This is a genomic window from Streptomyces sp. NPDC001406 (assembly GCF_042895285.1).
Lineage (GTDB): Bacteria > Actinomycetota > Actinomycetes > Streptomycetales > Streptomycetaceae > Streptomyces.
Map to the genome: position 1 here is coordinate 494,393 of NZ_JBIAWG010000006.1, position 22,506 is coordinate 516,898.

Below are 22,506 nucleotides of genomic sequence, written 5' to 3' on the forward strand. Positions count from 1 at the left end.
ACTCATGCGGAGCCTCACCCCGGCGAGAACGCACGAGCCTCCGACGCCTCAACCGTCGGCGGCGAGGCGGCCCAGCCACTCCCTCAGCAGATGTTGTTCCGCGCTGCTGAGGGTCGTCTGTTCGGGAAGCGCTGCGCGCAAGGCGCGGGCGGCGCCCGCCGGGCCCGCGTCCTGCACGGACGGCCGTTGACTGGTTACGGCGGCGACCATGGACTCCCGCAGAGTGGTCAATAGGGCCGGGTTGCGCCGGTGCTCCGGCAGGGACAGCCAGGTGAGCACTGCGCCGCGCGCTGTGGCATGGATGATCTGGGCCGCGAGTTCCTCGTCGACGCGGAGCCAGCCGCTGGCGGCGAGGCGCCGGATACGGCCCATCAGGATGTCCATGCCCGCCTTGAAGGCGGCCGAGGTGGCCCTCGTGGGCTCGCTGTACATCAGTGTGTACAGCGCGGGATTGGCCAGGCCGAACTCAACCGCGACATCCCAGCCAGCTCTCAGGTCCTCGACGGGGTCCCGCGGGTCGGGGTCGACGTGCTTGGTGGCGAGAAACGCGGTGAAGCCGTGCTCGGCCACCGCGTCTAGCAGCCCGTCCTTGTCGCCGAACAGCCGGTAGATGGCCGGCGGCTGCAGGCCCGCCGTTTCAGCGACCGCGCGGGTAGTGACCGCGTCGCGACCCCCTCGCGTCAGCAGGTCGATGGCGGCCTCGATGACCCGCTGTCGGGCCTGTTCGCGGCCGATGGCCGCAGCGTCGGAAGCGCTGCTCCCGCTAGGCGGACGTGGCGACATGGACCAACGATACCGCGTGAACGGATCCATCGTTAGTATCAGTGATACGCTTTTAGTGATTCCATTGGAAACTGGCGGAGAGGCATCGCATGTCTGACCGACTGCGGATCATTGCATTGGAGGAGCACGTCGTCCTGCCCGCGATCATGGAGGCGTGGTCGCGGTCCGGGGTGCCGGAGCTGCCGAACCTGGGGTTCGGCGACGGCCCCATCGCCCAGCGACTGCGCGACACCGCGGAGACGAGGCTTGCGCACATGGACGACCAGGGAGTCGACATGGCGGTGCTGTCGATCTCGTCACCGGGCGTGCAGAACCTGCCTGACTCGGATGCGGTCGCCGCGGCCCGCGACACCAACGACCAGCTCGCGGCGATTGTGGCCGGCAACCCCGACCGGTTCCAGGCGTTCGCGGCTATCCCGACACAGTCGCCGTCGGCCGCGGCCGCGGAGCTGGAGCGGGCGGTCACCGAGCTGGGCTTCCCGGGCGCCATGCTCTACGGGCGCACCGGATCCAAGCTCGCCGACGACCCCGAGTACGACGAGCTGTACGCCGCCGCGGAGAGGCTGCAGGTCCCCCTCCACTTCCATCCGCAGATGCCTGTGCAGGCGGTGATGGACGCCTACTACTCCAACATCGGCCCCATCGGGACCGCACTGGCAGGGCCCGCGATCGGCTGGTACTACGACCTGGGCGTGCAGTACCTGCGAATGATCTTCTCCGGCGTCTTCGACCGGCACCCCGATCTCCAGGTCATTGCCGGCCACTGGGGAGAGGTCGTGCTCTTCTATCTCGACCACACCGGGTTCTTCGCCGACGCCGGTGGCCTGGCCCGCCCGCTCGCCGACTACTTCAAGCAGAACTTCTGGCTCGCCGGCAGCGGCACCGTCAGCCCCCGCTATCTCCGCTGGACAGCCGAAGTCGTGGGGACTGAACGGATGCTGTACTCCACTGACTACCCCTTCACCTACGGGTTCCGCCCTGGTGGCTTCCCCTACGTGGACACCAGCGCCGGCGTCGCCCGGTCCTTCCTGGAGGACGCCCCCTTCACCGACGAGCAGAAGGCCGACATCGCGCACCGCAACTGGGAGCACCTCACGTCCCGCGCCACAAACCACGCCCGGCGACCTAGGTGAGGTTCCCCCGCTGCATGGGAGTGGCTGACTAGCTGGTCAGGGCAGGTTGACGTGGTTTCAGGTTCACTTGTCCTGCCGCTGCCTGGTCGGCGAGCTCGCATCCACCGACCCCGCGGCCGGCAAGCACATCAAGGCCGCAGTCTTGATCGGCTCGCTGATCGCAGCCACCTTGGCCGCGCTGCTGCTCAAGCGCCGCAATGGGGTTTACCGTCGCCTGTGCGAGGCCGAGGACCGGGACGAGGACACCGACGGCATCCCCGACACCTACCAGCACCCATGAGGTGGAGCAGTGCAGGAGATCGTCGACGCTGTTGTCAGCTTCCCCACGGTTACGTTCACTGCCGCGCTTGTCGTGGTCGTCGGATTCTGGGTGTTCGTCTTCATCACCAGGCCCGGGCGCGATGGTCGTCATCCCCGCGCGGCCACCGGAGCACTGGACCGGGAAGGCATCGCAGCGACGGCAGCGGCCTCCTTGGTCCTTGGCCTTTCCTGGATTCTCCAGCCTGGCCGGCTCTCTGCTCCTGCGCGGCTTGGAGGTTGCCGACTCGCTGCATACGGTGCTGGCCGTACTTCTACTCGTCGGCGCTGTGGCGCTTGCGGTCCTCGCCACTCGCCTGGCTGTATGGATATGGCGTCACCATCGCGGATGACGCGTCAGGCGCCCACCGCCCTGCACACGGACCAGGTCCGGGAGTACATCGTCACGCGGCATGCCCGAGCGTGGGAGCAGTGAAACCTTGCTCGCGCAGCGGGGCCAAGTTGCCATCGAGCTTCGCCTCGTGCGCCTCGTGCTGGATGCCGAGGCGCGGCGGTCGAGGCCCGTGTCCGGCGTCAACGCGCAGAGCACGGACCGCCGGAGCGGTGTTCGTCGGATCGGCCGGTGTGCGAGAGGTGCCTAGGAGGCAGTGGTCGCGGAAAGGCCGGGCGTGGACTGCGGTTTGCCCGCCGACAGAAGGCTGAGGACCATGGTGAGACCGCCGCCGGGGGTGTCCTCTGCGTGCAAGGTGCCGCCCATCGCGTCGGCGAAGCCGCGGGCGACGGCGAGGCCGAGGCCGACCCCGTTGCCGCTCGGGGAGTCGCCGTAGCGCTGGAAGGGTTCGAAGATGTGTTCCTTGGCCTCGTCCGGGACACCGGGGCCGCGGTCGACGACCCGGACTTCGACTCGGTCGCCCAGGGCGCTGGCGGACACGAAGACGGGCTCCTCGGCGGGGCCGTATTTCACGGCGTTCTCGACGACGTTGGCGACCACCCGCTCCAGAAGGCCCTTGTCCACGGAGACCATGGGCAGTGTCTCGGGGATGTCCAGTTCCACGCTGTCCTCTGGCACGCCTGCGAGGGACATGGGGACGACCTCGTCGAGGTCGATGTCCCGGATGAGCGGCGCGATGGTGCCGGTCTGCACCCTGGACATGTCCAGCAGGTTGCCGATGAGGTGGTCGAGGCGGTCGCAGCCGTCCTCGATTCCGGCGAGGAGTTCGGCCTGGTCCTCCTCCGACCAGGACACATCATCCGCACGCAAGGAGGTGACGGCCGCCTTGATGCCCGCGAGGGGGGTGCGCAGGTCGTGGCTGACGGCGGCGAGCAGCGCGGTGCGCATCCGGTTGCCCTCGGCGAGCACCTTGGCCTGGTCGGCCCTCTCCTGGAGGCGCTGGCGGTCGAGGACGACGGCTGCCTGGGCGGCGAAGGCGGCCAGGACGCGGCGGTCTTCGGCGGGCAATACGCGGCCGGAGAGAGCGAGCGCCATGTGGTCGCCGACCGGTACGTCGACGTCGGCGTTCTCGGGGCGCTGAGTCAGCGCGTTCGGGCCCACGCAGCCTGCGACGGTCCAGGGCGCGGCGTCGTTGTCGCGCTCCAGGAGCGCTACGGATTCCATGGCGAAGGTTTCGCGGACCCGTTCCAGCAGCGCATCGAGGCTGGTCTCGCCGCGCAGCACGCTGCCGGCGAGGAAGGAGAGGATCTCCGATTCGGCGCGTAGCCGGGCGGCCTGGTGGGTGCGGCGTGCGGCCAGGTCGACGACGGAGGCCACCGCCACGGCCACAGCCACGAAGATCACCAAGGCGAGGATGTTCTTGGGGTCGGCGATGGTGATGCGATGCACCGGTGGCGTGAAGTACCAGTTCAGCAGCATGGACCCGAATGCCGCCGAGGCGAGCGCCGGTAGCAGGCCACCGAGCAGTGCCGCCGCCACTGTCAGCGTCAGGAACAGCAGCATGTCGTTCGTGAGGCCGAGGTCTGCGTTGACATGAGTCAGCAGCAGCGTCAGGAGCATCGGGCCACCGATGCCCGTGAACCAGCCCCAGATGATGCGGGAGCGCCCCAGCCGCGCGCCCCGCGCGATGGGCAGCCCGCGGCCTTTGCCCGCCTCGTCGTGGGTGATCAGGTGGACGTCGAGGTCGGGGCCGGAGTCGCGGGCGACGGTCGCGCCGACGCCCGGCCCGAAGACGTACTGCCAGCTCTTGCGCCGGGAGACGCCCAGCACGATCTGGGTCGCGTTCACTCCGCGTGCGAAGTCCAGCAGCGCGGCGGGGACGTCGTCGCCGACGACCTGGTGGAATGTGCCGCCGAGGTCCTCGACGAGGGTGCGCTGGACGGCGAGTTCCTTCGGAGAGGCGGAGGTCAGGCCGTCGCTGCTGGAGATGTAGACGGCGAGCACCTCGCCGCCGGCACCCTTCTCCGCCAGCCGTGCCGCCCGGCGGATCAGCGTCCGCCCCTCGGGGCCTCCAGTCAGGCCGACCACGATCCGCTCCCGCGACCCCCAGATCGTCGACACGCGGTGCTCGCTGCGGTACTGGTTCAGGTACTCGTCGACCCGGTCAGCCACCCACAGCAGCGCCAGCTCGCGCAGCGCCGTCAGGTTGCCGGGGCGGAAGTAGTTGGAAAGGGCCGCGTCAACCTTGTCCGGCTTGTAGACGTTGCCGTGCGCCATGCGGCGGCGCAGGGCCTCGGGTGACATGTCGACCAGCTCTATTTGGTCCGCGCGGCGTACGACCTCGTCGGGGACGGTCTCCTGCTGGCGTATTCCGGTGATCGACTCGACGACGTCGCCGAGCGACTCCAGGTGCTGGATGTTGACGGTCGAGATCACGTCGATGCCGGCGGCGAGCAGTTCCTCCACGTCCTGCCAGCGCTTGGTGTTGCGGGAGCCGGGGATGTTCGTGTGGGCGAGCTCGTCCACCAGGGCAACCTGCGGGCGCCGCGCCAGGACGGCATCGACGTCCATCTCGGTGAAGACGGCATCGCGATACTGCAGCTTCTTGCGCGGGATCTGTTCCAGGCCGTGCAGCATGACCTCGGTGCGCGGCCGGTCGTGATGCTCCACGAACGCGACCACGCAGTCGGTGCCCCGCTCCACACGTCGGTGTGCTTCGGAGAGCATCGCGTAGGTCTTGCCGACGCCCGGTGCCGCGCCGAGGTAGATCCGGAGCTTGCCGCGTGCCATGTCTCTCGTCTCTTCGTCTCTACGGTCATGCCTCGAAGCGGTAGCCCATGCCGGGCTCGGTGATCAGATAGCGGGGATGGGCGGGGTCCGCTTCCAGTTTGCGGCGCAGTTGGGCCATGTAAACCCGCAGGTAGTTGGTCTTGTTGCTCTGCGAGACGCCCCAGACCTCCTGCAACAGGTGCTTCTGCGTGATGAGGCGGCCCGGATTGGTGACCAGGATCTCCAGCAGATGCCATTCGGTGGGAGTGAGCCGTACGTCCCGGCCGCCCCTCGTCGCCTTCTTCGCCAGGAGGTCGATGGTGAAGTCGTCGGTCTTGACCAGGGTCGTCTCGGGGAGGAGCGGAGCCTCCTCGTTACGACGGACGGAGGCCCGCAGCCGGGCCATCAGCTCGTCCATGCTGAACGGCTTGGTGATGTAGTCGTCCGCGCCCGCGTCGAGCGCCGCGACCTTCTCGTCCGAGGCGCGGCGGGCGGACAGCACCAGGATGGGAACACGGGTCCAGCCGCGCAGGGCCCTGATCACGTCCACGCCGTCCATGTCCGGCAGGCCGAGATCCAGTATCACCACGTCGGGCTGGCGGGCAGCGGCCAGGCGGAGGGCGGTGGCGCCGTCGGGCGCCGCGTCGACTCCGTACTGCCTGGCCTGCATGTTGATCACGAGGGCCCGTACGAGCTGCGGGTCGTCCTCCACCACCAGCACCCGGGTCATCGGTGTGCGGCCTTCCTCTTGTCGGTGGGGTCCGTGCTGTAGGGACGGCGGCGGGAGCCGGCGAGCCGGGGGTTCCCGGTTCGCCGGCTCCCAGCCGTCCGTGTCCATAAGGCCATTACTTCTGGGTCAGTTCCTTGAGGGCGATGTTGAGCCCCAGGACGTTGACGTGCGGTTCGCCCATGAAGCCGAGGCTGCGGCCGTCGGTGTGGTCCTTCACCAGCTTCTGGACCTGCGCGACGGACAGCCCGTTCGCCTTGGCCACACGGTTGACCTGGATGTCCGCGTAAGCCGGGGAGATGTCCGGGTCGATCGCGGAGGCCGAACCGGTGACCGCGTCCTTGGGCACCTCGGACTGGGGGACGCCGTTGAAGTCGGCGACCTGCTTCTTGGCGGCCTCGACCATCTTGACCAGCTTGGGGTTGCCGGCGCTGAGCTGGTTGGAGCCGGTGGCCAGTGGGTCGTAGTTGCTGTTGGACGGCCGGCCCTGGAACCACTTCGGGTCCGGCTTGTCGGTGCCCCTGATGTTCCAGCTCTGGCCGATCAGCTTGGAGCCGACCTGCTTGCCGTCGACCTTGACGACCGAGCCGTTGGCCTTGTTGTGGAACAGGGCCTGCCCGATGCCGGTGACGACGAGGGGGTAGATGATCCCGGTCACGACGGTGAGGACGAGCAGCATGCGCAGCGCGGCCCACACCATGCGGCCGGAGTTCGCGAGAGAGGTGTTCATGTCCTTCACCCGATCCCGGGGATCAGAGAGATGAGCAGGTCGATGAGCTTGATGCCGATGAACGGGGCGATCAGTCCGCCGAGGCCGTAGATCGTGAGATTGCGGCGGAGCATCCGGTCCGCGCTCACCGGCCGGTACTGCACGCCCTTCAGGGACAGCGGCACCAGCGCGATGATGATCAGCGCGTTGAAGATGACCGCGGACAGGATCGCGGAGTCGGGCGAGGACAGCGCCATGATGTTGAGCTTGTCCAGGCCCGGGTAGACCGCCGCGAACAGCGCCGGGATGATCGCGAAGTACTTCGCGACGTCGTTGGCGATGGAGAACGTGGTCAACGCGCCCCGGGTGATGAGGAGTTGCTTGCCGATCTCGACGATCTCGATGAGCTTGGTCGGGTTGGAGTCGAGGTCGACCATGTTGCCGGCCTCCTTGGCGGCCGACGTACCCGTGTTCATCGCCACGCCGACGTCCGCCTGGGCAAGGGCCGGGGCGTCGTTCGTACCGTCACCGGTCATCGCGACCAGCTTGCCGCCCGCCTGCTCCCGCTTGATGAGGGCCATCTTGTCCTCGGGAGTGGCCTCCGCGAGGAAGTCGTCGACGCCCGCCTCCTCGGCGATCGCCTTGGCGGTCAGCGGGTTGTCACCCGTGATCATGACGGTCTTGATGCCCATGCGGCGCAGCTCGTCGAACCGCTCCCGCATGCCGTCCTTGACGACGTCCTTGAGATGGATGACGCCCAGGATCCGGGCGCCTTCGACGTCGTCGACCGCGACGAGCAGCGGGGTGCCGCCGGCCTCGGAGATGCGGTTGGCGACGGTGTCCGCGTCCTCGGCGACCGTGCCGCCCTGCTCCTTGACCCAGGCGATGACCGAACCGGCCGCGCCCTTGCGGATCTTCTTGCCGTCGACGTCGACACCCGACATCCGGGTCTGGGCGGTGAAGGCGATCCACTCGGCGTGCGCCAGCTCGCCCTGGTGGCGCTCGCGCAGGCCGTACCTCTCCTTCGCCAGGACGACGATCGAGCGGCCCTCGGGCGTCTCGTCGGCCAGCGAGGAGAGCTGGGCGGCGTCGGCGACCTCGGCCTCCGTGGTGCCGCGCACCGGCACGAACTCGGACGCCTGCCGGTTGCCCAGCGTGATGGTGCCGGTCTTGTCGAGCAGCAGCGTGGAGACGTCACCGGCGGCCTCGACCGCGCGGCCCGACATGGCCAGGACGTTGCGCTGGACCAGGCGGTCCATGCCCGCGATACCGATCGCGGAGAGCAGCGCGCCGATCGTGGTCGGGATCAGACAGACCAGAAGCGCGACCAGTACGACCATGCCGAGCTTCGAGCCCGCGTAGTCGGCGAAGGGCGGCAGCGTGGCGCAGGCGAGCAGGAAGACGATGGTCAGCGATGCCAGCAGGATGTTGAGCGCGATCTCGTTCGGCGTCTTCTGCCGGGCCGCGCCCTCGACGAGGCTGATCATCCGGTCGATGAAGGTCTCGCCCGGCTTCGTCGTGATCTTGATGACGATGCGGTCGGAGAGGACTTTCGTGCCGCCGGTGACCGCGGACCGGTCACCGCCGGACTCGCGGATGACCGGGGCCGACTCACCGGTGATCGCCGACTCGTCCACGGACGCGACGCCCTCAATGACGTCACCGTCACCGGGGATGATGTCGCCCGCCTCGCAGACCACCAGGTCACCGATGGTCAGCGCGGTGCCCGGGACCTGCTCCTCGGAGCCATCCTTGAGGAGGCGGCGTGCGACGGTGTCGGTCTTGGCCTTGCGCAGGGTGTCGGCCTGCGCCTTGCCCCGGCCCTCGGCCACGGCCTCCGCCAGGTTGGCGAAGATCACCGTCAGCCACAGCCAGGCGCTGATCGTCCAGCCGAACCAGTTGGTCGGGTCCTTGAAGGAGAAGACCGTCGTCAGAACAGAGCCGACGAGGACCACGAACATCACGGGCGACTTGACCATCACCCGCGGGTCGAGCTTGCGGAAGGCGTCCGGCAGCGACTTGACCAGCTGCTTGGGGTCGAACAGGCCGCCGCCGACACGGCCCTCTGGGGCCTTGTGCCCGGTCGGCGCGTCCTGGTGGGGCGCAAGGGTGGGAGTGGACATGGAGTCCTGCTTCTTTGTCTCTGTCTTGGAGGTGTCGGTGGTCATCACGCCAACCCTTCGGCCAGCGGGCCCAGAGCGAGGGCCGGGAAGAACGTCAGACCGGTGATGATCAGGATCGCCCCCACCAGCAGGCCGGTGAACAGCGGCTTCTCGGTGCGCAGGGTGCCCGCCGTGACCGGGATGGGCTTCTGCTCGGCGAGCGAGCCGGCCAGTGCGAGCACGAACACCATCGGCAGGAAGCGGCCCAGCAGCATGCACAGGCCCAGGATGGTGTTGTGGTACTCGGTGTTGGCCGCGAACCCGGCGAACGCGGAGCCGTTGTTGTTCGACGCGGACGTGTAGGCGTACAGGATCTCGGAGAAGCCGTGTGCGCCGGTGTTCGTCATCGACGACTCGCCCTTGCCCAGAGCCATCGCAAGCGCGGCACCGATCAGGACCAGGGCGGGGGTGATGAGGATGTAACAGGCCGCCAGCTTGATCTCGCGGGAGCCGATCTTCTTGCCCAGGTACTCGGGCGTACGGCCGACCATCAGACCGGCGATGAACACCGCGATGATCGCCATGATCAGCATGCCGTAGAGGCCGGAGCCGGTACCGCCGGGCGCGATCTCGCCCAGCATCATGCCCAGCAGCAGCACGCCGCCGGACAGGCCGCTGTAGGAGTCGTGGAAGGAGTCGACCGACCCGGTCGAGGTCATTGTTGTGGACACGGCGAACAACGACGAGTTGCCCTCGCCGAAGCGCTGCTCCTTGCCCTCCATCACGCCGCCCGCGAGTTGCGAGGCCGTGCCCGGGTGGGCGTACTCGAGCCAGGTCACGGCGACCACGCCGAGGAACCAGATGACGCCCATCGCGGCGACGATCGCGTAGCCCTGCTTGACCGAGCCGACCATCTTGCCGAAGGTGCGCGGCAGCGAGAACGGGATCACCAGGAGCAGGAAGATCTCCAGCCAGTTGGTGAAGCCGTTGGGGTTCTCGAACGGGTGGGCGGAGTTGGCGTTGAAGAAACCGCCGCCGTTGGTGCCGAGGTCCTTGATGGCTTCCTGGGAGGCGACCGCGCCGGGGCTGATGGCCTGCTTCTGACCAGTCAGGGTGGTGATGTAGTGGATGTCGCCGAAGTTCTGAATGGCGCCCGCGGCGATCAGGATCACGGCTGCGACCACGGAGAGCGGGATCAGGATCCGGACGATGCAGCGCACCAGGTCGGCCCAGAAGTTGCCCAGGTCGCCGGTGCGGGAGCGGGCGAAGCCACGCACCAGTGCCACCGCGACGGCAATGCCCACCGCGGCGGACACGAAGTTCTGCACGGCAAGACCGGCGGTCTGGGTGACGTGGCTCATCGCCACCTCGCCCGAGTAGGACTGCCAGTTCGTGTTCGACACGAACGACGCGGCCGTGTTGAACGCCTGGTCCGGGGTGATCGCCTTGAAGCCGAGCGACAGCGGCAGTTTGTCCTGCACCCGCTGCAGCAGGTAGAGGAACAGCACGCTCACCGCGGAGAAGACCAGCATGCCGCGCAAGTAGGCGGGCCAGCGCATCTCCGCGTCCGGGTCGGCGCCCACCGAGCGGTAGATCCACCGCTCGACCCGCAGGTGCTTCTCGGACTGGAAGACGGCGGCCATGTAGTCGCCGAGGGGACGGTGCACCAGCGCGAGCGCGCCGATCAGCGCGGTCACGAAGAGCACATCAGCAATTACGGGACCCATGTCGCGGCTCAGAACCTCTCCGGGAAGATCAGGGCGAGGACGAGGTAACCCAGCAGGGCGACGGCCACGACCAGGCCGACGATGTTCTCGGCGGTCACAGCTTCGCCACCCCCTTGGCGACGAGAGCAACCAGCGCGAACGCCGCGATGGTGGCGATGACGAAGGCCACGTCGGCCATCGTGAGCTCCTGGATGAGGTTCGAGTAAGAATCGGACCAGTAAAGGAAACCTGCCATCCGGCCGGTTCCAACTCTCCTTAACGGCCCTCTTACGGCGACTCCGACAGCTTTGACGCACCTCTTACGGCCGCGTCGACGCCGCCCCTACGGGTGATCATGAGGCGCCTGTAGTCCCTGGCTTTTCCCGGCCCGGACGGCGGATACGACGCGGGCGTCAGGGTCGGATCGCCAAGCCGTTAGCGGGGCGTTAAGAAGCCGGGCGAGGCGCGTTTGTCGCCCTATCGTCCACGCCATGGAACGCCGCACGCACAGGCGTATGAAGGGACGGCCGATCGGCCGGTCCGGCCCACGGGCCGATAGGACCGCCGGCCACCCCGGGCCGTACGGGAACGGGGTTGTCGACCGCCGGTGGGCCTCAGACCTGCGGACCGCGCTCCTGTGCGTTGGCTCCTTCCTCGGGCTGCTGTTCCTGGTGGACGCAGCGGCCGGCACGTTCACCGCGGCGCGTGCCGCCCTGTGGGGCGGACTCGCCCTGCTGCTGTTCCTCGTCCTGATGCCTCCCCGCGTCGCCGTGGGTGAGGGATGGCTGGCCGTACGAACCCTCAGGGGCACACGCCGGGTACGTACCGACCGCCTCGTCGCCGCCCGCACCACCGGTCACGAAGGGCAACGCCTCGTGCTGCGGGACGCGCTCGGCGGGCGGGTCGAGTTCGACACACAGGTCCTGGTCGCCAACCCGGGCCTGTGGCACCGGCTCAGCACGGACGCCTGCATCTCCACCAGCGGAAGCCCCACCTCACCGTGTCTGGAGGCTCTGCGCAGCCTGTCGGAACGCATCGACCGGGAGACGGCGTGGGCGGTGTTCAAGGTATCCGGTCTGGCCGCGGAGACAGACGAAACCCCCACCCCCTGACGGGCTGCCAAGGACGTTCTCAGGCCGGCGTCCTGCCGTTCGTCAGGCCGGCCGTGTCCAAGGCGGCACCCGCCTGGTCGGCCAGCGTCACCGCCACCAGCCGGGCCTTGAGCGACGGGACCGCCCCCGGTGCCGGGTCCATCATGAACCGCCCGAAGTAGTGGCCGTTGCCGTACGCGCGCAGTTCGATCTCGCCCTCCGGCCAACCACCCGCGTCGACGTCCCAGCTCCGGCGGCCCACCGCCACCGATCCGTCCTGTTCCAGGCGCGGCGGCCGGCCCATCAGGGTGCCGTACTCGAAGCGGCACCCGCGCAACCCCAGCAGTTCGATCAGTTGGCGCCGCACGTGCTCGACCACGGCATCGGCCGAACGACTGGTACGAGCGAGCTCGGCCGTCTCGTGGATGCGGCGAAGGTGATCGGCATCGGTGACGGTGATCACCTCAAGCCGCCTGGCATGAGCGGCCAGTTGGGAGACGATGAGGCCGACGATCAGGAGCAGGACGGCCGTTTCGATGTCGTCCGTCTGCGTCATGGTGAATCGCTCGTAGGGAACGGTGAGGAAGAAGTCGAACCACACTGCCGCCGACAGCGCCGCGAGCGCGCCCGCGATCCGGTTGCCGACGGCCGCGACCGCGACGACCACCACGACCAGGATGAGCGCCGCGTTCGTGTTCGACAGATCGGTACGGAAGGGCACGAGGGCGAGGGCCACGAGGAAGGGCCCGAGCAGCGCGGCGGCCACCGCCGCCCGGTCCCGCAGTGCAAAGCCGGTCATATCTCTACGCCTCCTGTGTTCATGGCGTCGGCTCCTCCGCTCATGCACCGCCTCCTACGTTCTGCGTACCACGCGCCTGCGCCATCTGCGCGGCGACCGGCAGGGACAAGACCATGGTCAGCCCTCCGCCGGGAGTGTCTTCCGGCGTGAGCGTTCCGTCCATGGCCTCGGCCAGGCCGCGGGAGAGGGCGAGCCCCAGGCCGAGACCGCTGGTGTTGTCGGTGTCGCCGAGCCGCTGGAAGGGCTCGAAGATCCGCTCCCGGTCTTCGACCGGCAGTCCGGGCCCCCGGTCGACGACCCGTACCTCCACTCGGCCCGCCAGGGCGCTGCCAGTCACCAGCACCTTCGTCCCCGACCGGGTGTGGCGGGCAGCATTGCCGACCAGATTGGCGATGACGCGCTCCAGCAGCGGGGGGTCGGCCAGAACCTCGGGAATCCCCTCCATCTCCCCCACCTCGACATCGGAGGAGTCCGCCAGCGCACTCGGCAGGACTTCCTCCAGCGTGGTCGCCCGAAGGTTGAGGGTGAGCGCGCCTGCCTGGAGACGGCTGAGGTCGAGAAGGTTCTCCACGAGACGGTTGAGCCTGGCCATGGACTCGTCGGCGGTGGCGAGCAGCTCCTCGCGGTCATCAGCGGAGAAGTCGACGTCACGGCTGCGCAGCGAGGTGATGGCGGCCCAGCCCGCGGCGAGCGGGGTGCGCAGGTCGTGGCCGACGGCCCGCAACAGCGCCGTCCGCAGTCGGTCGGCGGCCTTGACCGGCTCTATCTCGGCGGCGGCCGCCTCCAGCCTGGCCCGTTCGACCGCGGAGCCGACGTGCGCGGCAAAGGCTGCCAGTACCCGCCGCTCGGAGGACGGGAGCGTGCGACCGCGCAGGACCAGGAAGGAACGGGAGCCGACCGGCACGGTGACCCCGCCGTGGGCCGGGGGACCGGGTGGCTGCTCGACGAGTTCCGCCGATTCCATGCCGAATGTCTCGCGCGTGCGTTCCAGCAGCGCCGGGATCGTCGCGCCGCCACGGACGATTGTGCCGGCCAGTGACGACATGGTCTCCGCCTCGGCTGTCGCCCGCGCCGAGCGCCGCGACAGGCGCAGGGAGCGGTCGACGACAGCCGCGACGGTGGCGGCGACGATCGCGAAGACGAGCAACGCCAGAAAGTTGTTGGTGTCGCCGAGCGTGAACCGGCCGGTGGGCGGCACGAACCAGTAGTTGAGCAACAGGGACGCCGTCACCGAGGCGACCACCGCGGAGGCGACCCCGCCTATGCAGGCCACCCCCACCACGGTCAGCAGATACAGCAGTGCGTCGCTGGTGAGGTTGAGGGCGCCGCGCACCTGACCGAGCAGGAACGTGAGCAGCACCGGCACCACAAACCCGGCGACGGGCCCGGCGATCAGACGCGACGTCGGCAGCGTGCGGCGCCGGGACGGCAGCAGCCTGCCGCGACCGGCCCGCTCGTGGGTGACCATGTGGACGTCGATGTCGCCGGAGAGCGCGATGGTCGTCTCACCGATGCCGCTTCCGGTCAGGAACTGCTCCAGACGGCCACGACGGCTGGTGCCCAGCACCAGCTGGGTGGCGTTCTCCGCGCGGGCGAACTCCACCAGCGCGGTGGGCACATCGTCGCCGACCACCGAGTGGTAGCTGCCGCCGAGGTCCTCCACCAGCTGGCGCTGCCGGGCGAGGGAGGCGTGTGAGGCGCCGGCGGCCAGACCGTCGCTGCGGGCGACGTGCACGGCGAGCAGGTCGCCACCCGCGGACCGGTCGGCGATGCGGGCGCCTCGCCGGATCAGCGTGTCGCCCTCCGGGCCGCCGGTCAGCGCGACGACCACCCGCTCCCGCGTCTCCCACACCCCGCCGATGCCGTGCTCGCTCCGGTAGGCCTGCAGTGCCTCGTCGACCCGGTCGGCCACCCACAGCAGCGCCAGCTGCCGCAGCGCGGTCAGATTGCCCGGCCGGAAGTAGTTGGCCAGGGCCGCATCGACCTTCTCGGCCGCGTAGATGTTGCCGTGCGCCATCCGCCGCCGCAGCCCCTCCGGCGGTATGTCGACCAGTTCGATCTGGTCAGCGCGTCGGACGACCTCGTCGGGCACTGTCTCGTGCTGCCGCACCTCGGTGATCTTCTCGACGACGTCGTTCAGCGACTCGAGATGCTGGACGTTGATGGCAGTGACGACATCGATGCCTGCCGCCAGCAACTCCTCCACGTCCTGCCACCGCTTGGCGTTGCGTCCGTCGCCGGGCACGTTGGTGTGCGCAAACTCGTCCACGACGGCCAGCTGCGGGCGCCGGTCGAGAACCGCAGCCAGGTCCATCTCGGCGAACTCCCCGCCACGGTGGGTGCAGCGGAGCCAGTTGACGGTTTCGAGGCCGTCGAGCATCGCCTCGGTGTGCGGGCGGCCGTGGCACTCCACGAACCCCACCACCACGTCCGCGCCACGCGCCGCCCTGCGCCGCGCCTCGTCGAGCATCCGGTAGGTCTTGCCCACCCCGGGAGCCGCTCCGAGGTAGACCTTGAGCCGTCCCGGCCGTACGTCGCTCATCGGGCCTTCTCAGAACCTCTCCGGGAAGATGCGCGCCAGGACCAGGTATCCGACGAGGCAGACGGCCACGATCACTCCCACGACATGTCCAGCATCCACCGATCCTCAGCTCCTCCGACGTACCGGCGGCGTCCTGTCTCGCTGCGCGCCGAGCCGTTTCCCTCACCGAACCGGTTCCGCCGGCCGCCGGGCACTGTCTTGACGCATCCCTGGCGCCTCACGCCTGGACTTTGACACGTCCTTGACGGGGCACGGCCCGACAGGTGAACGCGGTGTGCCGGGAAGTCTGGGACGGGGGCCGCAGGAGGGCGGCCGTCAACGGAACTCGGCGAGCCGGGGCCGCAGCCCCAGGATCGTGAGCAGCGACGCCGCCAGCAGCAGGCCGCAGCACCACGGGAGCAGACCGGTGAGAGTGGAGCGACCGGCCTGGACCGACGTTGCGAAGTGATCGCGGTTGATGGTGATCAGCTTGCCCAGGGCGTGCATGTACGCCCCGAAGTGCGCGTTGGACATACCGGGATCCCAGCTGATGCAGAACTCGACCGCCGCCCGTTCCTTGCCCTGCGCGACGAGTGCGCGGATGCGGCGGTCGTCGCGCTGGTACACGGCGTACGTGTCCACGGTCTTCTCGACGGCGGCCCGCTCCCCGGTGTAGGTGATGTTGTCCAATTCGCGCCGGAACTCGCCCGTGAACCGCAGATCGCCGTGGTCACGCCCGTAGGCCTGCCACGTCCGGGCCAGATCGTCGTCGTACGTCGCGAGGGTCGCCCCCTTCACGCCGTACAGATGCTGGGACTTGGTGAGGAATGCCTGCGCGTACTGGTCGCGGCGCTGAGGGTCGAGGAGGTAGCGGCTCTCGTCGGCGTTGGCGTCGTAGGCGATGGCGCGGGCGCGCGAGAGAGCCACGACCGAGTCGAAGGCGTCGCGCCGGGCGCCACGCAGGTGCTCCGCGGTGCCGGACAGCAGCTGTCCGGCAAGGACGACGGCGACCAGGGTGCACACGGTGGCGGCCAGGACACCAGGGTTGAGGATCCGGCGGAAGCGGCGGGCCAGGTACCACTGCAGGACGCCGAGCACCGCCAGCAGGAGCATACCGAGCGAGGCGACGGCAGCGAGCTGGGCGGACAGGGAGGAGCGCGCTGCGTCGTACTGCCGCTCGAAGGCACGGTTGTTGGAGTCCACCAACGCGCGTGCCTCCGGCAGGAGTCGGCTCTGAAGCAGATCGGTGGCTCTGCGATGGTCGGCGAGGGCGGCCGGCTTGCCACCGGACCGACCGTCGTTCTCCAGAGCACGGCCGATCAGCTCCTGGTACTCCGCGAAGTCATCGGTGAGGGACTCCTCGGTCTTCTCGGCGGCCCGGTCGCCCTCGGCGGCTACGGCCAGCGTGCGCAGTTGGTGGCCGATGGAGTGGCGGGCGTCGGCGTAGAAGCCGATCGCCTTGGTGTAGGGCACCGTCGTCCGCCCCTTGCCCGCGTCCCCGCTGGACAACAGGATGTTCGCGGCCTGTGCGTCCATGTCGTTCAGGGCGAGGTTGAGGTCGGTGGCGCTGGTGGTGCGTGGCGCGTCGCGCTCGGCGATCGCGTCCCAGGTGCCGGAGGCGGCCAGCCCGGAGAACAGGATCAGCACGGCAAGAGCCACGCCGAGGGAGGCCGTGGCGGCGCGCAGAAGACGCAGCCGCGCGGGCACGGTGGCCCAGTAGCGGCGGCGCAGAGCGGCCCACGCGGCAACGGCCTCGTGGCGGAGGCGGCGCTCGGGCCCGTTCGGTCGCGGCCTCCCGCTCGGTCGCGGTCCCCGGCGGCCTGGAGCAGGGGCGACGGTTCCGTGCGGTGTCTGCGCGGCAGTCCCGGCCCCCGCCTCAGGACTGCGCGTGGTGCCGGCCGTGATCGACACGAGCCCTCCAACGTCACGCCACGGACGGTTGCCCGTCCCCCGTGCCGATCAGTCTGCGACGGAAATCAGCCACACACAGCGTTCGTTGACGCGCCCCTGACGCCTGCTCAGGTTCCCTTGACGGGGGTTTGACGCCTACCGCGATCCGTCGGCCTTCGATCACGCGAACGCGAAGTACCGCAACCACACGTAGCCGAGGGAGATCGCCACGGTCACGGCGGTCACGACGAGGCCGTACTTGGTGAACTGCCAGAAGGAGATGGGCTGCCGGTTGCGTTCGGCGATGCCGAGGACGACGACGTTGGCGGAGGCGCCGATGGCGGTGGCGTTGCCGCCCAGGTCGGCACCGAGGGCGAGCGCCCACCACAGGACGTGGTCGCTTGCACCGCCCATGTCCCGGACGAGGTCGCTGGTGATGGGGGCCATGGTGGCGACGTAGGGGATGTTGTCGACGATGCCGGACAGCACGGCCGAGCCGCCCAGCAGGCTCAGGGAGCCGCCGAGTTCGTTGCCGCCGATCGCATCCGCCAGTTTCCGGGAGACCTCGCTGACGACTCCGGTGTCGATGAGGCCGCCGATCATGATGAACAGGCCGGCGAAGAAGGCGAGGGTGGGCCACTCCACCTCGGCCAGGACGTCGTGGGTGTCGACGTTGGAGACGGCGACGAGCAGCCCCGCGCCGAGCAGGGCGACGATGCTGGGCTCGTAGTGCAGCACCGGGTGCAGGACGAAACCGGCCACGACCAGGGCCAGGACGAGTAGTCCCTGGACGAGCAGGCGCGGGTTCTTGATGGCTTCGCCCTCCTCGAGCGCCATGATCTCGGCGGCGCGGTCCTCGTCGTAGACGAAGGACTTGCGGAACATCACTCGGCACAGGGCGAGGAAGACGGCCACCAGGACGGCGGCGAGCGGGGCGAGGTGGACGAGGAAGTCGTTGAAGGTCAGGCCGGCCCGGCTGGCGATGATGATGTTGGGCGGATCACCGACCAGGGTGGCGGTTCCCCCGATGTTCGAGGCCATCACCTCGGCGATGAGGAACGGCGCGGCGGGCAGCGCGAGGCGCTCGCACACCAGCAGGGTCACCGGGGCGACCAGCAGGACCGTGGTCACATTGTCGAGCAGCGCCGAGGCCACGGCCGTGATGACGACGAGCATGGCCATGACCCGGAACGGCTTCGCACGGGCGCGCTTGACCGCCCAGATGGCCAGGTACTCGAACATGCCGGTCTTCTTCAGCACGCCGACGATCATCATCATGCCCATGAGCAGGAAGATGACGTTCCAGTCGACCCCGGAGTCCTCGGAGTAGAACGCCGAGACGTCGTCGGTCGCCCCGATCGCCAGCATCAGGCCTGCGCCGCCGAGGGCCACGGCGACGCGGTGGATCTTCTCACTGATGATCAGGGCGTACGCGCCGACGAAGACGACGATCGCGGCCCAGCTGTGCCAGTCGTTCACGTTCCTCCGGTTCCTCCGTGGGCCTGCAGAGCCGTGGCCTGGGGGGTCTTTGGGATGTCCGCGTCGTCGCGTCCGTCCGGGATGCCCGCCAGTTCCTCGACGTCGAAGGCGCGGGCGATGGGCACGTCCGTGGAGCTGTGGGCGATGATCGAGAAGGCGATGCAGACGGCGATCAGTGTGAACGCCTCCTCAGCCTGCGGGATGCCGGACTGCAGCACCAGCAGCCCGTACACCACCGATGCGAAGCCCTTCGGGCCGAACCAGGCGGCGACGAGCTTCTCCCTGCGGGAGATGGTGGTGCCGAGCAGGGACAGCAGCAGCGATGCCGGGCGGATCAGGAAGATCGCCAGGATCACTGCGGCGTATCCGCCGAGCGACAGGTCGCCGAAGAGCCGGGGTGTGAGCAGCGCGCCGAAGACCAGTAGCGCGGCGAACTTCGCCAGCTCCGCCAGCGCCTCGCCGAGCGGCTCGAAGGATGCCTTCGCCTCCGGCGAGACGTGCGCGAGGGCCGCGCCCGCCGAGAAGGCCGCCAGGTACGGGTTGGCGTGCGTGAGGTGGCAGGTCGCGTAGAGGATGATCCCCGTCGCCAGCGGCAGCAGGGGCTGCAGCTTGGGCTCCGCGCCCAGCAGCCGGAACCGCACCAGCCCGTTGACGAACAGGGGCAGGGCGACGCCGAAGAGAAGGCCGAGCAACAGCTCCAGCGCGATCTTCCCGGGGGACGCCTCCAGGTCGGCGGCCGTCGGACCGGCCGCGGCGATCAGGATCATCACGACCGGCAGGGCGAGTCCGTCGTTGATGCCGCTTTCCACGTTCAGCAGCTGACGCAGCTTGGCCGGGACCTCGCTGCGGCCCACGATCGCCGAGGCGAACACCGGGTCGGTCGGCGCCAGGACCGCGCCCACCAGGAACGACGTCGTCCAGTCCAGGCCCACCAGGAAGTGGGTCACCAGGGCCATGAAGACGAACGCGAGCGGCATGCCCAGACCCAGGGCACGCGCCGGGTTCCTCCAGTGGGCGCGCAGCTTCGGCAATGAGACGTGCATGCCGTCGGTGAACAGCACCGCGAAAAGAGCCAGGTCGGCCGTCACGGACACGATCTCGCTGTCCGGCGTGATGTGGATCAGCCCGAGGAAGCCGTCACTGACGAGCGCACCGCCGACCAGGAAGAGGAAGGACGTGGAGAGCACCGTCCGGGCCGCAAGGCCCGACAGCAGCACCGCCACCAGCAGCGCGACGCCGAACACCACCACAAGCACCATGGCAAACGCCCCGATCGGAAGAGAGAGCTGTCCTCGACTCGCCGACCAGGCTTCCCGGCACACCAGGTGGAACCTTACCTGTCCTTGATACATCTTTGACAGGTTCCTTATGCGCACCTCTCCCGCGCGAACATTGCCGGGGCCCGGCAATGTCAGGTCCCGCCCGGGGTCGGCTCACGCGGCGTGGGCAGGCCGTGCGGCCTGTGCTGATGCTCAGGTGCGCCGGGAAGGCTGGTCGGCGGTCGGCCGCCCTCTGTCCTGGAGCCACCGATGCGGCATCCACTGCACCGTTTCCGTCGCCGCGGACACACACCCGCCTCATCACCGGACCATGTCGTCCTCCGGCTCTCCGGGGAGATCACGTCCAGGAACGCCGGGCTGGTCGGAGACCGCCTCCGGGACTTGCTGCGATCCCGGCGACGGTCCTTGACATCGACCTGGGCGACGTGTCGTACCAGAGCCCTGACGGCTGTGCGGTCTTCTTCATGGCCGTGCGCACGGCGCGTGCGCACGGCATGCGGGTGGTCGTCAACCAGGTCCCTCCCCAGGCCCGCAGGACAGCCAGCCGGCTGGGCCTGGAGCGAGTCCTCCCCCTCTACGAAGGGGACGGCCCGTTCGGCTCAGGAGGCGGCGAGCAGTAGTCGTTCCAGCAAGTGAGCGGCGGTGATCACGCCGATCAGCCGCACGCCGGTCTTGTCCTTGTCGACCACGGCCACCAGCGGGCTGCGGACCTGCGCCATCAGCGCGGCGACCTCCAGCGCGGTCGCGTCGGACTCGGCGACCGGCGGCGCGGGCACGCTCTTGGAGAGGCAGTCACGCACCGTACGGCCCTTGAGTGCCTGGCACAGCCGGTCGGCGTGGCGCTCGTCGACCACCGCGGCCAGCGTCGGATCCTCGATGACGTACGCCGGCACCACGGTCTTGATCATCTGGGAGGCGGGCAGGATCGCCTTCGGCGCTCCCTTCTCGTCGAGGACGAGCAGGGCGGGCAGCCTGTGTTCGGCCATCAGCCGTGCCGCCGCCATGGCGTCGGTGTCGACGCCGACGGTCTCGTACTCCACTGCCAGGTCTCGTGCCCGCACGGTCGGCTCCTGATTGTTCTGTGTCCCGTCGGAGGGAAGCGTCACGCGGCCGCGGCACCCGGGCCAGCCGTCGCGCGGGGTTCCCCTGACATTGTGATGCAATCGGGACGGGTGGCTCCGCCGACCCCGTTCGGGCTCCTGAACAGGTGCGACACGACAGCCGCCGTGCCGGGCGAGCACTCCGACGGATTTCGACCGTCGGAGTGCCACCGGGGTCTCGCCAGCGCCTCCTCGTGTGAGACTGACCGTGCCGACACAGCCGCTTTCCGCCGCCACGAGGACCTGCAGTGAGACACCCGCAGAGGCGCAGCAACGATGCCGAACTTGCCACGCAGACCGTGGAGTTGAGGCAGGGGAAGGTTGAATACCGCTTCCAGCACCGTGGCCCGGCGACCGTCATCGTCTTCTACGGCGGTCACATGCGAGCCGGCCTCACCCTCGGTGAGGAGGTTTTCGCCGATGCGAGCTACTCCGTGCTGGTGCCGTCGCGGCCCGGCTACGGCCGCACACCCGCATCGACCGGTCGGTCGTCGACAGGCTTCGCCGATGTCACTGCGGCGCTGTGCAGGAGGCTCGGCATCGCCGAGGTCGCGGCGGCGGTCGGCATCTCCGGTGGAGGCCCCACCGCGGTCGCGATGGCCGCGCGGCATCCGGGACTCGTCGAACGGCTGATCCTGCAGAGCGCCGTGGGACCGCTGCCCTGGCCCGATCGCCGTACATACCTCGGCTCCAAGGTGGTCTTCGCGCCTGGTCGGGAGCGTGCGACCTGGGCGCTCGTACACGCCCTCGTGAGACGCGCCCCTGATGCGGCTCTGCGGCTGCTGTTGCGTGATCTCACGACTCTTCCGGCCGCCGATGTGGTGGCGGGCCTGCGGCCCGAGCACCGGGCGGAGCTGATTGCGCTGTTCTCGCGGATGAGGTCGGGCAGCGGCTTCCTGAACGACCTCAGAGACCTCAGAACCGGACCCGATCTGAACAGCCTGCTGGCCGACATCACCCAGCCGAGCCTGGTGATCGCAAGCCGTCGCGACGGCGCCGTATCGTTCACGCATGCCGAGGCGCTGTCCGCCGGGCTTCAGCGAGTGGAACTGGTGGAGAGCTCCGCGGACAGCCACATGGTCTGGTTCGGAGACGACTGGCCGACGATCACAGCCCGCGTGCGCGACTTCCTGACCTCCTGCCTTCCGCCGGACTCGCAGGAACATGCTCAGCGCCATTCGGCGGAGCCGCCGTCCTCGTGAAGGCCGGAGATCCTGAAAATGGCCAACGCGGTCTCCGAGTCGATCCTTCGTGACAGCTTGCGCAGGGCGGAATGCCCCCGCCACAGCCTCCCCTGCTCCGACGACGCTCTCGCGCCCGTCTCCACCAGACGCCAGAGCGCCGGATCGGCGGCCAGCACCTCCGGACCGACCTCGATGCGCGCCCCGTCCGCGTCGCGAAGGATCACCCGTTGTGCTCCTCTCTGCGACCAGCGCACGGAGACCAGCCGGTCTGTCCGCACCAAGTGCTCGCGCCACAGCCAGCGGGGTCGCAGCCATCCTTCGCCGGTCTCCACCCGCGGCGGAGCCAGGACCAGGAAGAGCAGGAGGGCGAGGCCCGTCCAGAGGACGGCCCGGATGGCGTTCAGGGTTCCGGCGCACGTGTCGACCGCGAGCAGCATGACGAGGAACGCCAGCGTGCTCTGGCACGTCGTCCGCATGGCGCCGAGGCTAAGTAGCTGTTGTCGTTCCGATCTTGAGGGGTGGGCGTCGAACGGGAGTCTCGATCGGGTGATCGCGGCTGGCCGTGGGCATGAAGGCAGGGCCTC

Annotated in this window: 21 protein-coding genes; 5 read left to right on the forward strand and 16 right to left on the reverse strand. The window is 69.1% G+C overall.

Translation table 11 applies throughout. The features are described 5' to 3' along the window. Positions 1 to 48 precede the first annotated feature (48 nt). The gene (locus tag ACFY1J_RS17710) at positions 49 to 783 is read right to left on the reverse strand and encodes a TetR/AcrR family transcriptional regulator (RefSeq protein WP_390712660.1); all 735 of its coding nucleotides are present in this window, start codon (positions 781 to 783) and stop codon (positions 49 to 51) included. Positions 784 to 872: 89 nt separating this feature from the next. Between ACFY1J_RS17710 and ACFY1J_RS17715 the strand changes: the two genes are divergently transcribed. Both ACFY1J_RS17715 and ACFY1J_RS17720 read left to right on the forward strand, forming a co-directional pair. Beyond that, on the forward strand, positions 873 to 1,916 hold the full coding sequence (locus ACFY1J_RS17715; protein WP_390731484.1) for an amidohydrolase family protein: 1,044 nt from the start codon (positions 873 to 875) through the stop codon (positions 1,914 to 1,916). 46 nt (positions 1,917 to 1,962) lie between these two features. After that, complete coding sequence (locus ACFY1J_RS17720; RefSeq protein WP_390731485.1) at positions 1,963 to 2,196, forward strand: hypothetical protein; 234 nt, start codon at positions 1,963 to 1,965, stop codon at positions 2,194 to 2,196. 615 nt (positions 2,197 to 2,811) lie between these two features. Here the strand turns inward: ACFY1J_RS17720 and ACFY1J_RS17725 are convergent. From ACFY1J_RS17725 to ACFY1J_RS17755, 7 genes are all read right to left on the reverse strand, one after another. Then, positions 2,812 to 5,355, reverse strand: a complete 2,544-nt coding sequence (locus ACFY1J_RS17725; protein ID WP_390712656.1) for an ATP-binding protein — start codon at positions 5,353 to 5,355, stop codon at positions 2,812 to 2,814. 25 nt (positions 5,356 to 5,380) lie between these two features. Beyond that, the gene (locus ACFY1J_RS17730; protein ID WP_390731486.1) at positions 5,381 to 6,064 is read right to left on the reverse strand and encodes a response regulator; all 684 of its coding nucleotides are present in this window, start codon (positions 6,062 to 6,064) and stop codon (positions 5,381 to 5,383) included. A 115-nt stretch (positions 6,065 to 6,179) separates the two neighbouring features. Beyond that, entirely contained in the window at positions 6,180 to 6,791 is a 612-nt protein-coding gene (gene kdpC, locus ACFY1J_RS17735) for a potassium-transporting ATPase subunit KdpC (protein WP_390731487.1), read from the reverse strand. Positions 6,792 to 6,796: 5 nt separating this feature from the next. Next, positions 6,797 to 8,938, reverse strand: a complete 2,142-nt coding sequence (kdpB, locus tag ACFY1J_RS17740; RefSeq protein WP_390731488.1) for a potassium-transporting ATPase subunit KdpB — start codon at positions 8,936 to 8,938, stop codon at positions 6,797 to 6,799. After that, positions 8,938 to 10,599, reverse strand: a complete 1,662-nt coding sequence (gene kdpA / locus ACFY1J_RS17745) for a potassium-transporting ATPase subunit KdpA (protein ID WP_390731489.1) — start codon at positions 10,597 to 10,599, stop codon at positions 8,938 to 8,940. Before kdpA ends, kdpB begins: the two co-directional genes overlap by 1 nt. Before the next feature lie 8 nt (positions 10,600 to 10,607). Continuing rightward, complete coding sequence (kdpF, locus tag ACFY1J_RS17750) at positions 10,608 to 10,697, reverse strand: K(+)-transporting ATPase subunit F (RefSeq protein WP_016434100.1); 90 nt, start codon at positions 10,695 to 10,697, stop codon at positions 10,608 to 10,610. Next, positions 10,694 to 10,834, reverse strand: coding sequence for a hypothetical protein (locus tag ACFY1J_RS17755; RefSeq protein WP_390712651.1), 141 nt, complete (start codon positions 10,832 to 10,834; stop codon positions 10,694 to 10,696). The genes kdpF (ACFY1J_RS17750) and ACFY1J_RS17755 overlap by 4 nt, the downstream gene beginning before the upstream one ends. Positions 10,835 to 11,069: 235 nt before the next feature. Here ACFY1J_RS17755 and ACFY1J_RS17760 point away from each other — a divergent pair, with 235 nt between their 5' ends. Continuing rightward, on the forward strand, positions 11,070 to 11,690 hold the full coding sequence (locus ACFY1J_RS17760; protein ID WP_390712650.1) for a hypothetical protein: 621 nt from the start codon (positions 11,070 to 11,072) through the stop codon (positions 11,688 to 11,690). Between the two features lie 19 nt (positions 11,691 to 11,709). Here ACFY1J_RS17760 and ACFY1J_RS17765 read toward each other — a convergent pair whose 3' ends face one another. The 6 genes from ACFY1J_RS17765 to ACFY1J_RS17790 form a co-directional block, all read right to left on the reverse strand. Next, a complete protein-coding gene (locus ACFY1J_RS17765; RefSeq protein WP_390712649.1) occupies positions 11,710 to 12,468 on the reverse strand; it encodes a DUF4118 domain-containing protein in 759 nt (252 codons plus the stop codon). Positions 12,469 to 12,508: 40 nt separating this feature from the next. Continuing rightward, positions 12,509 to 15,010, reverse strand: coding sequence for an ATP-binding protein (locus ACFY1J_RS17770; protein ID WP_390712648.1), 2,502 nt, complete (start codon positions 15,008 to 15,010; stop codon positions 12,509 to 12,511). A 9-nt stretch (positions 15,011 to 15,019) separates the two neighbouring features. Continuing rightward, positions 15,020 to 15,109 (reverse strand): K(+)-transporting ATPase subunit F, encoded by a 90-nt coding sequence (gene kdpF, locus ACFY1J_RS17775; RefSeq protein WP_390712647.1) that lies wholly within the window; start codon positions 15,107 to 15,109, stop codon positions 15,020 to 15,022. A 216-nt stretch (positions 15,110 to 15,325) separates the two neighbouring features. After that, positions 15,326 to 16,696, reverse strand: a complete 1,371-nt coding sequence (locus ACFY1J_RS17780; protein WP_390712646.1) for a hypothetical protein — start codon at positions 16,694 to 16,696, stop codon at positions 15,326 to 15,328. A gap of 363 nt (positions 16,697 to 17,059) precedes the next feature. Continuing rightward, positions 17,060 to 18,358 (reverse strand): SLC13 family permease, encoded by a 1,299-nt coding sequence (locus ACFY1J_RS17785; protein WP_390712645.1) that lies wholly within the window; start codon positions 18,356 to 18,358, stop codon positions 17,060 to 17,062. Then, positions 18,355 to 19,617, reverse strand: a complete 1,263-nt coding sequence (locus tag ACFY1J_RS17790; RefSeq protein WP_390731490.1) for a cation:proton antiporter — start codon at positions 19,615 to 19,617, stop codon at positions 18,355 to 18,357. Before ACFY1J_RS17790 ends, ACFY1J_RS17785 begins: the two co-directional genes overlap by 4 nt. Before the next feature lie 485 nt (positions 19,618 to 20,102). Between ACFY1J_RS17790 and ACFY1J_RS17795 the strand changes: the two genes are divergently transcribed. Then, on the forward strand, positions 20,103 to 20,258 hold the full coding sequence (locus ACFY1J_RS17795) for a hypothetical protein (protein WP_390731491.1): 156 nt from the start codon (positions 20,103 to 20,105) through the stop codon (positions 20,256 to 20,258). Here ACFY1J_RS17795 and ACFY1J_RS17800 read toward each other — a convergent pair. Further along, complete coding sequence (locus ACFY1J_RS17800; RefSeq protein ID WP_390712642.1) at positions 20,238 to 20,699, reverse strand: CBS domain-containing protein; 462 nt, start codon at positions 20,697 to 20,699, stop codon at positions 20,238 to 20,240. The two genes, ACFY1J_RS17795 and ACFY1J_RS17800, sit on opposite strands and share 21 nt — an antisense overlap. A 419-nt stretch (positions 20,700 to 21,118) precedes the next feature. Between ACFY1J_RS17800 and ACFY1J_RS17805 the strand changes: the two genes are divergently transcribed. Continuing rightward, a complete protein-coding gene (locus ACFY1J_RS17805; RefSeq protein ID WP_390712641.1) occupies positions 21,119 to 21,940 on the forward strand; it encodes an alpha/beta fold hydrolase in 822 nt (273 codons plus the stop codon). On the opposite strand, the gene ACFY1J_RS17810 is transcribed toward ACFY1J_RS17805, so the two are convergent. Beyond that, positions 21,907 to 22,398, reverse strand: a complete 492-nt coding sequence (locus ACFY1J_RS17810) for a hypothetical protein (RefSeq protein ID WP_390712640.1) — start codon at positions 22,396 to 22,398, stop codon at positions 21,907 to 21,909. The genes ACFY1J_RS17805 and ACFY1J_RS17810 overlap by 34 nt on opposite strands. Between the last annotated feature and the right edge of the window lie 108 nt (positions 22,399 to 22,506).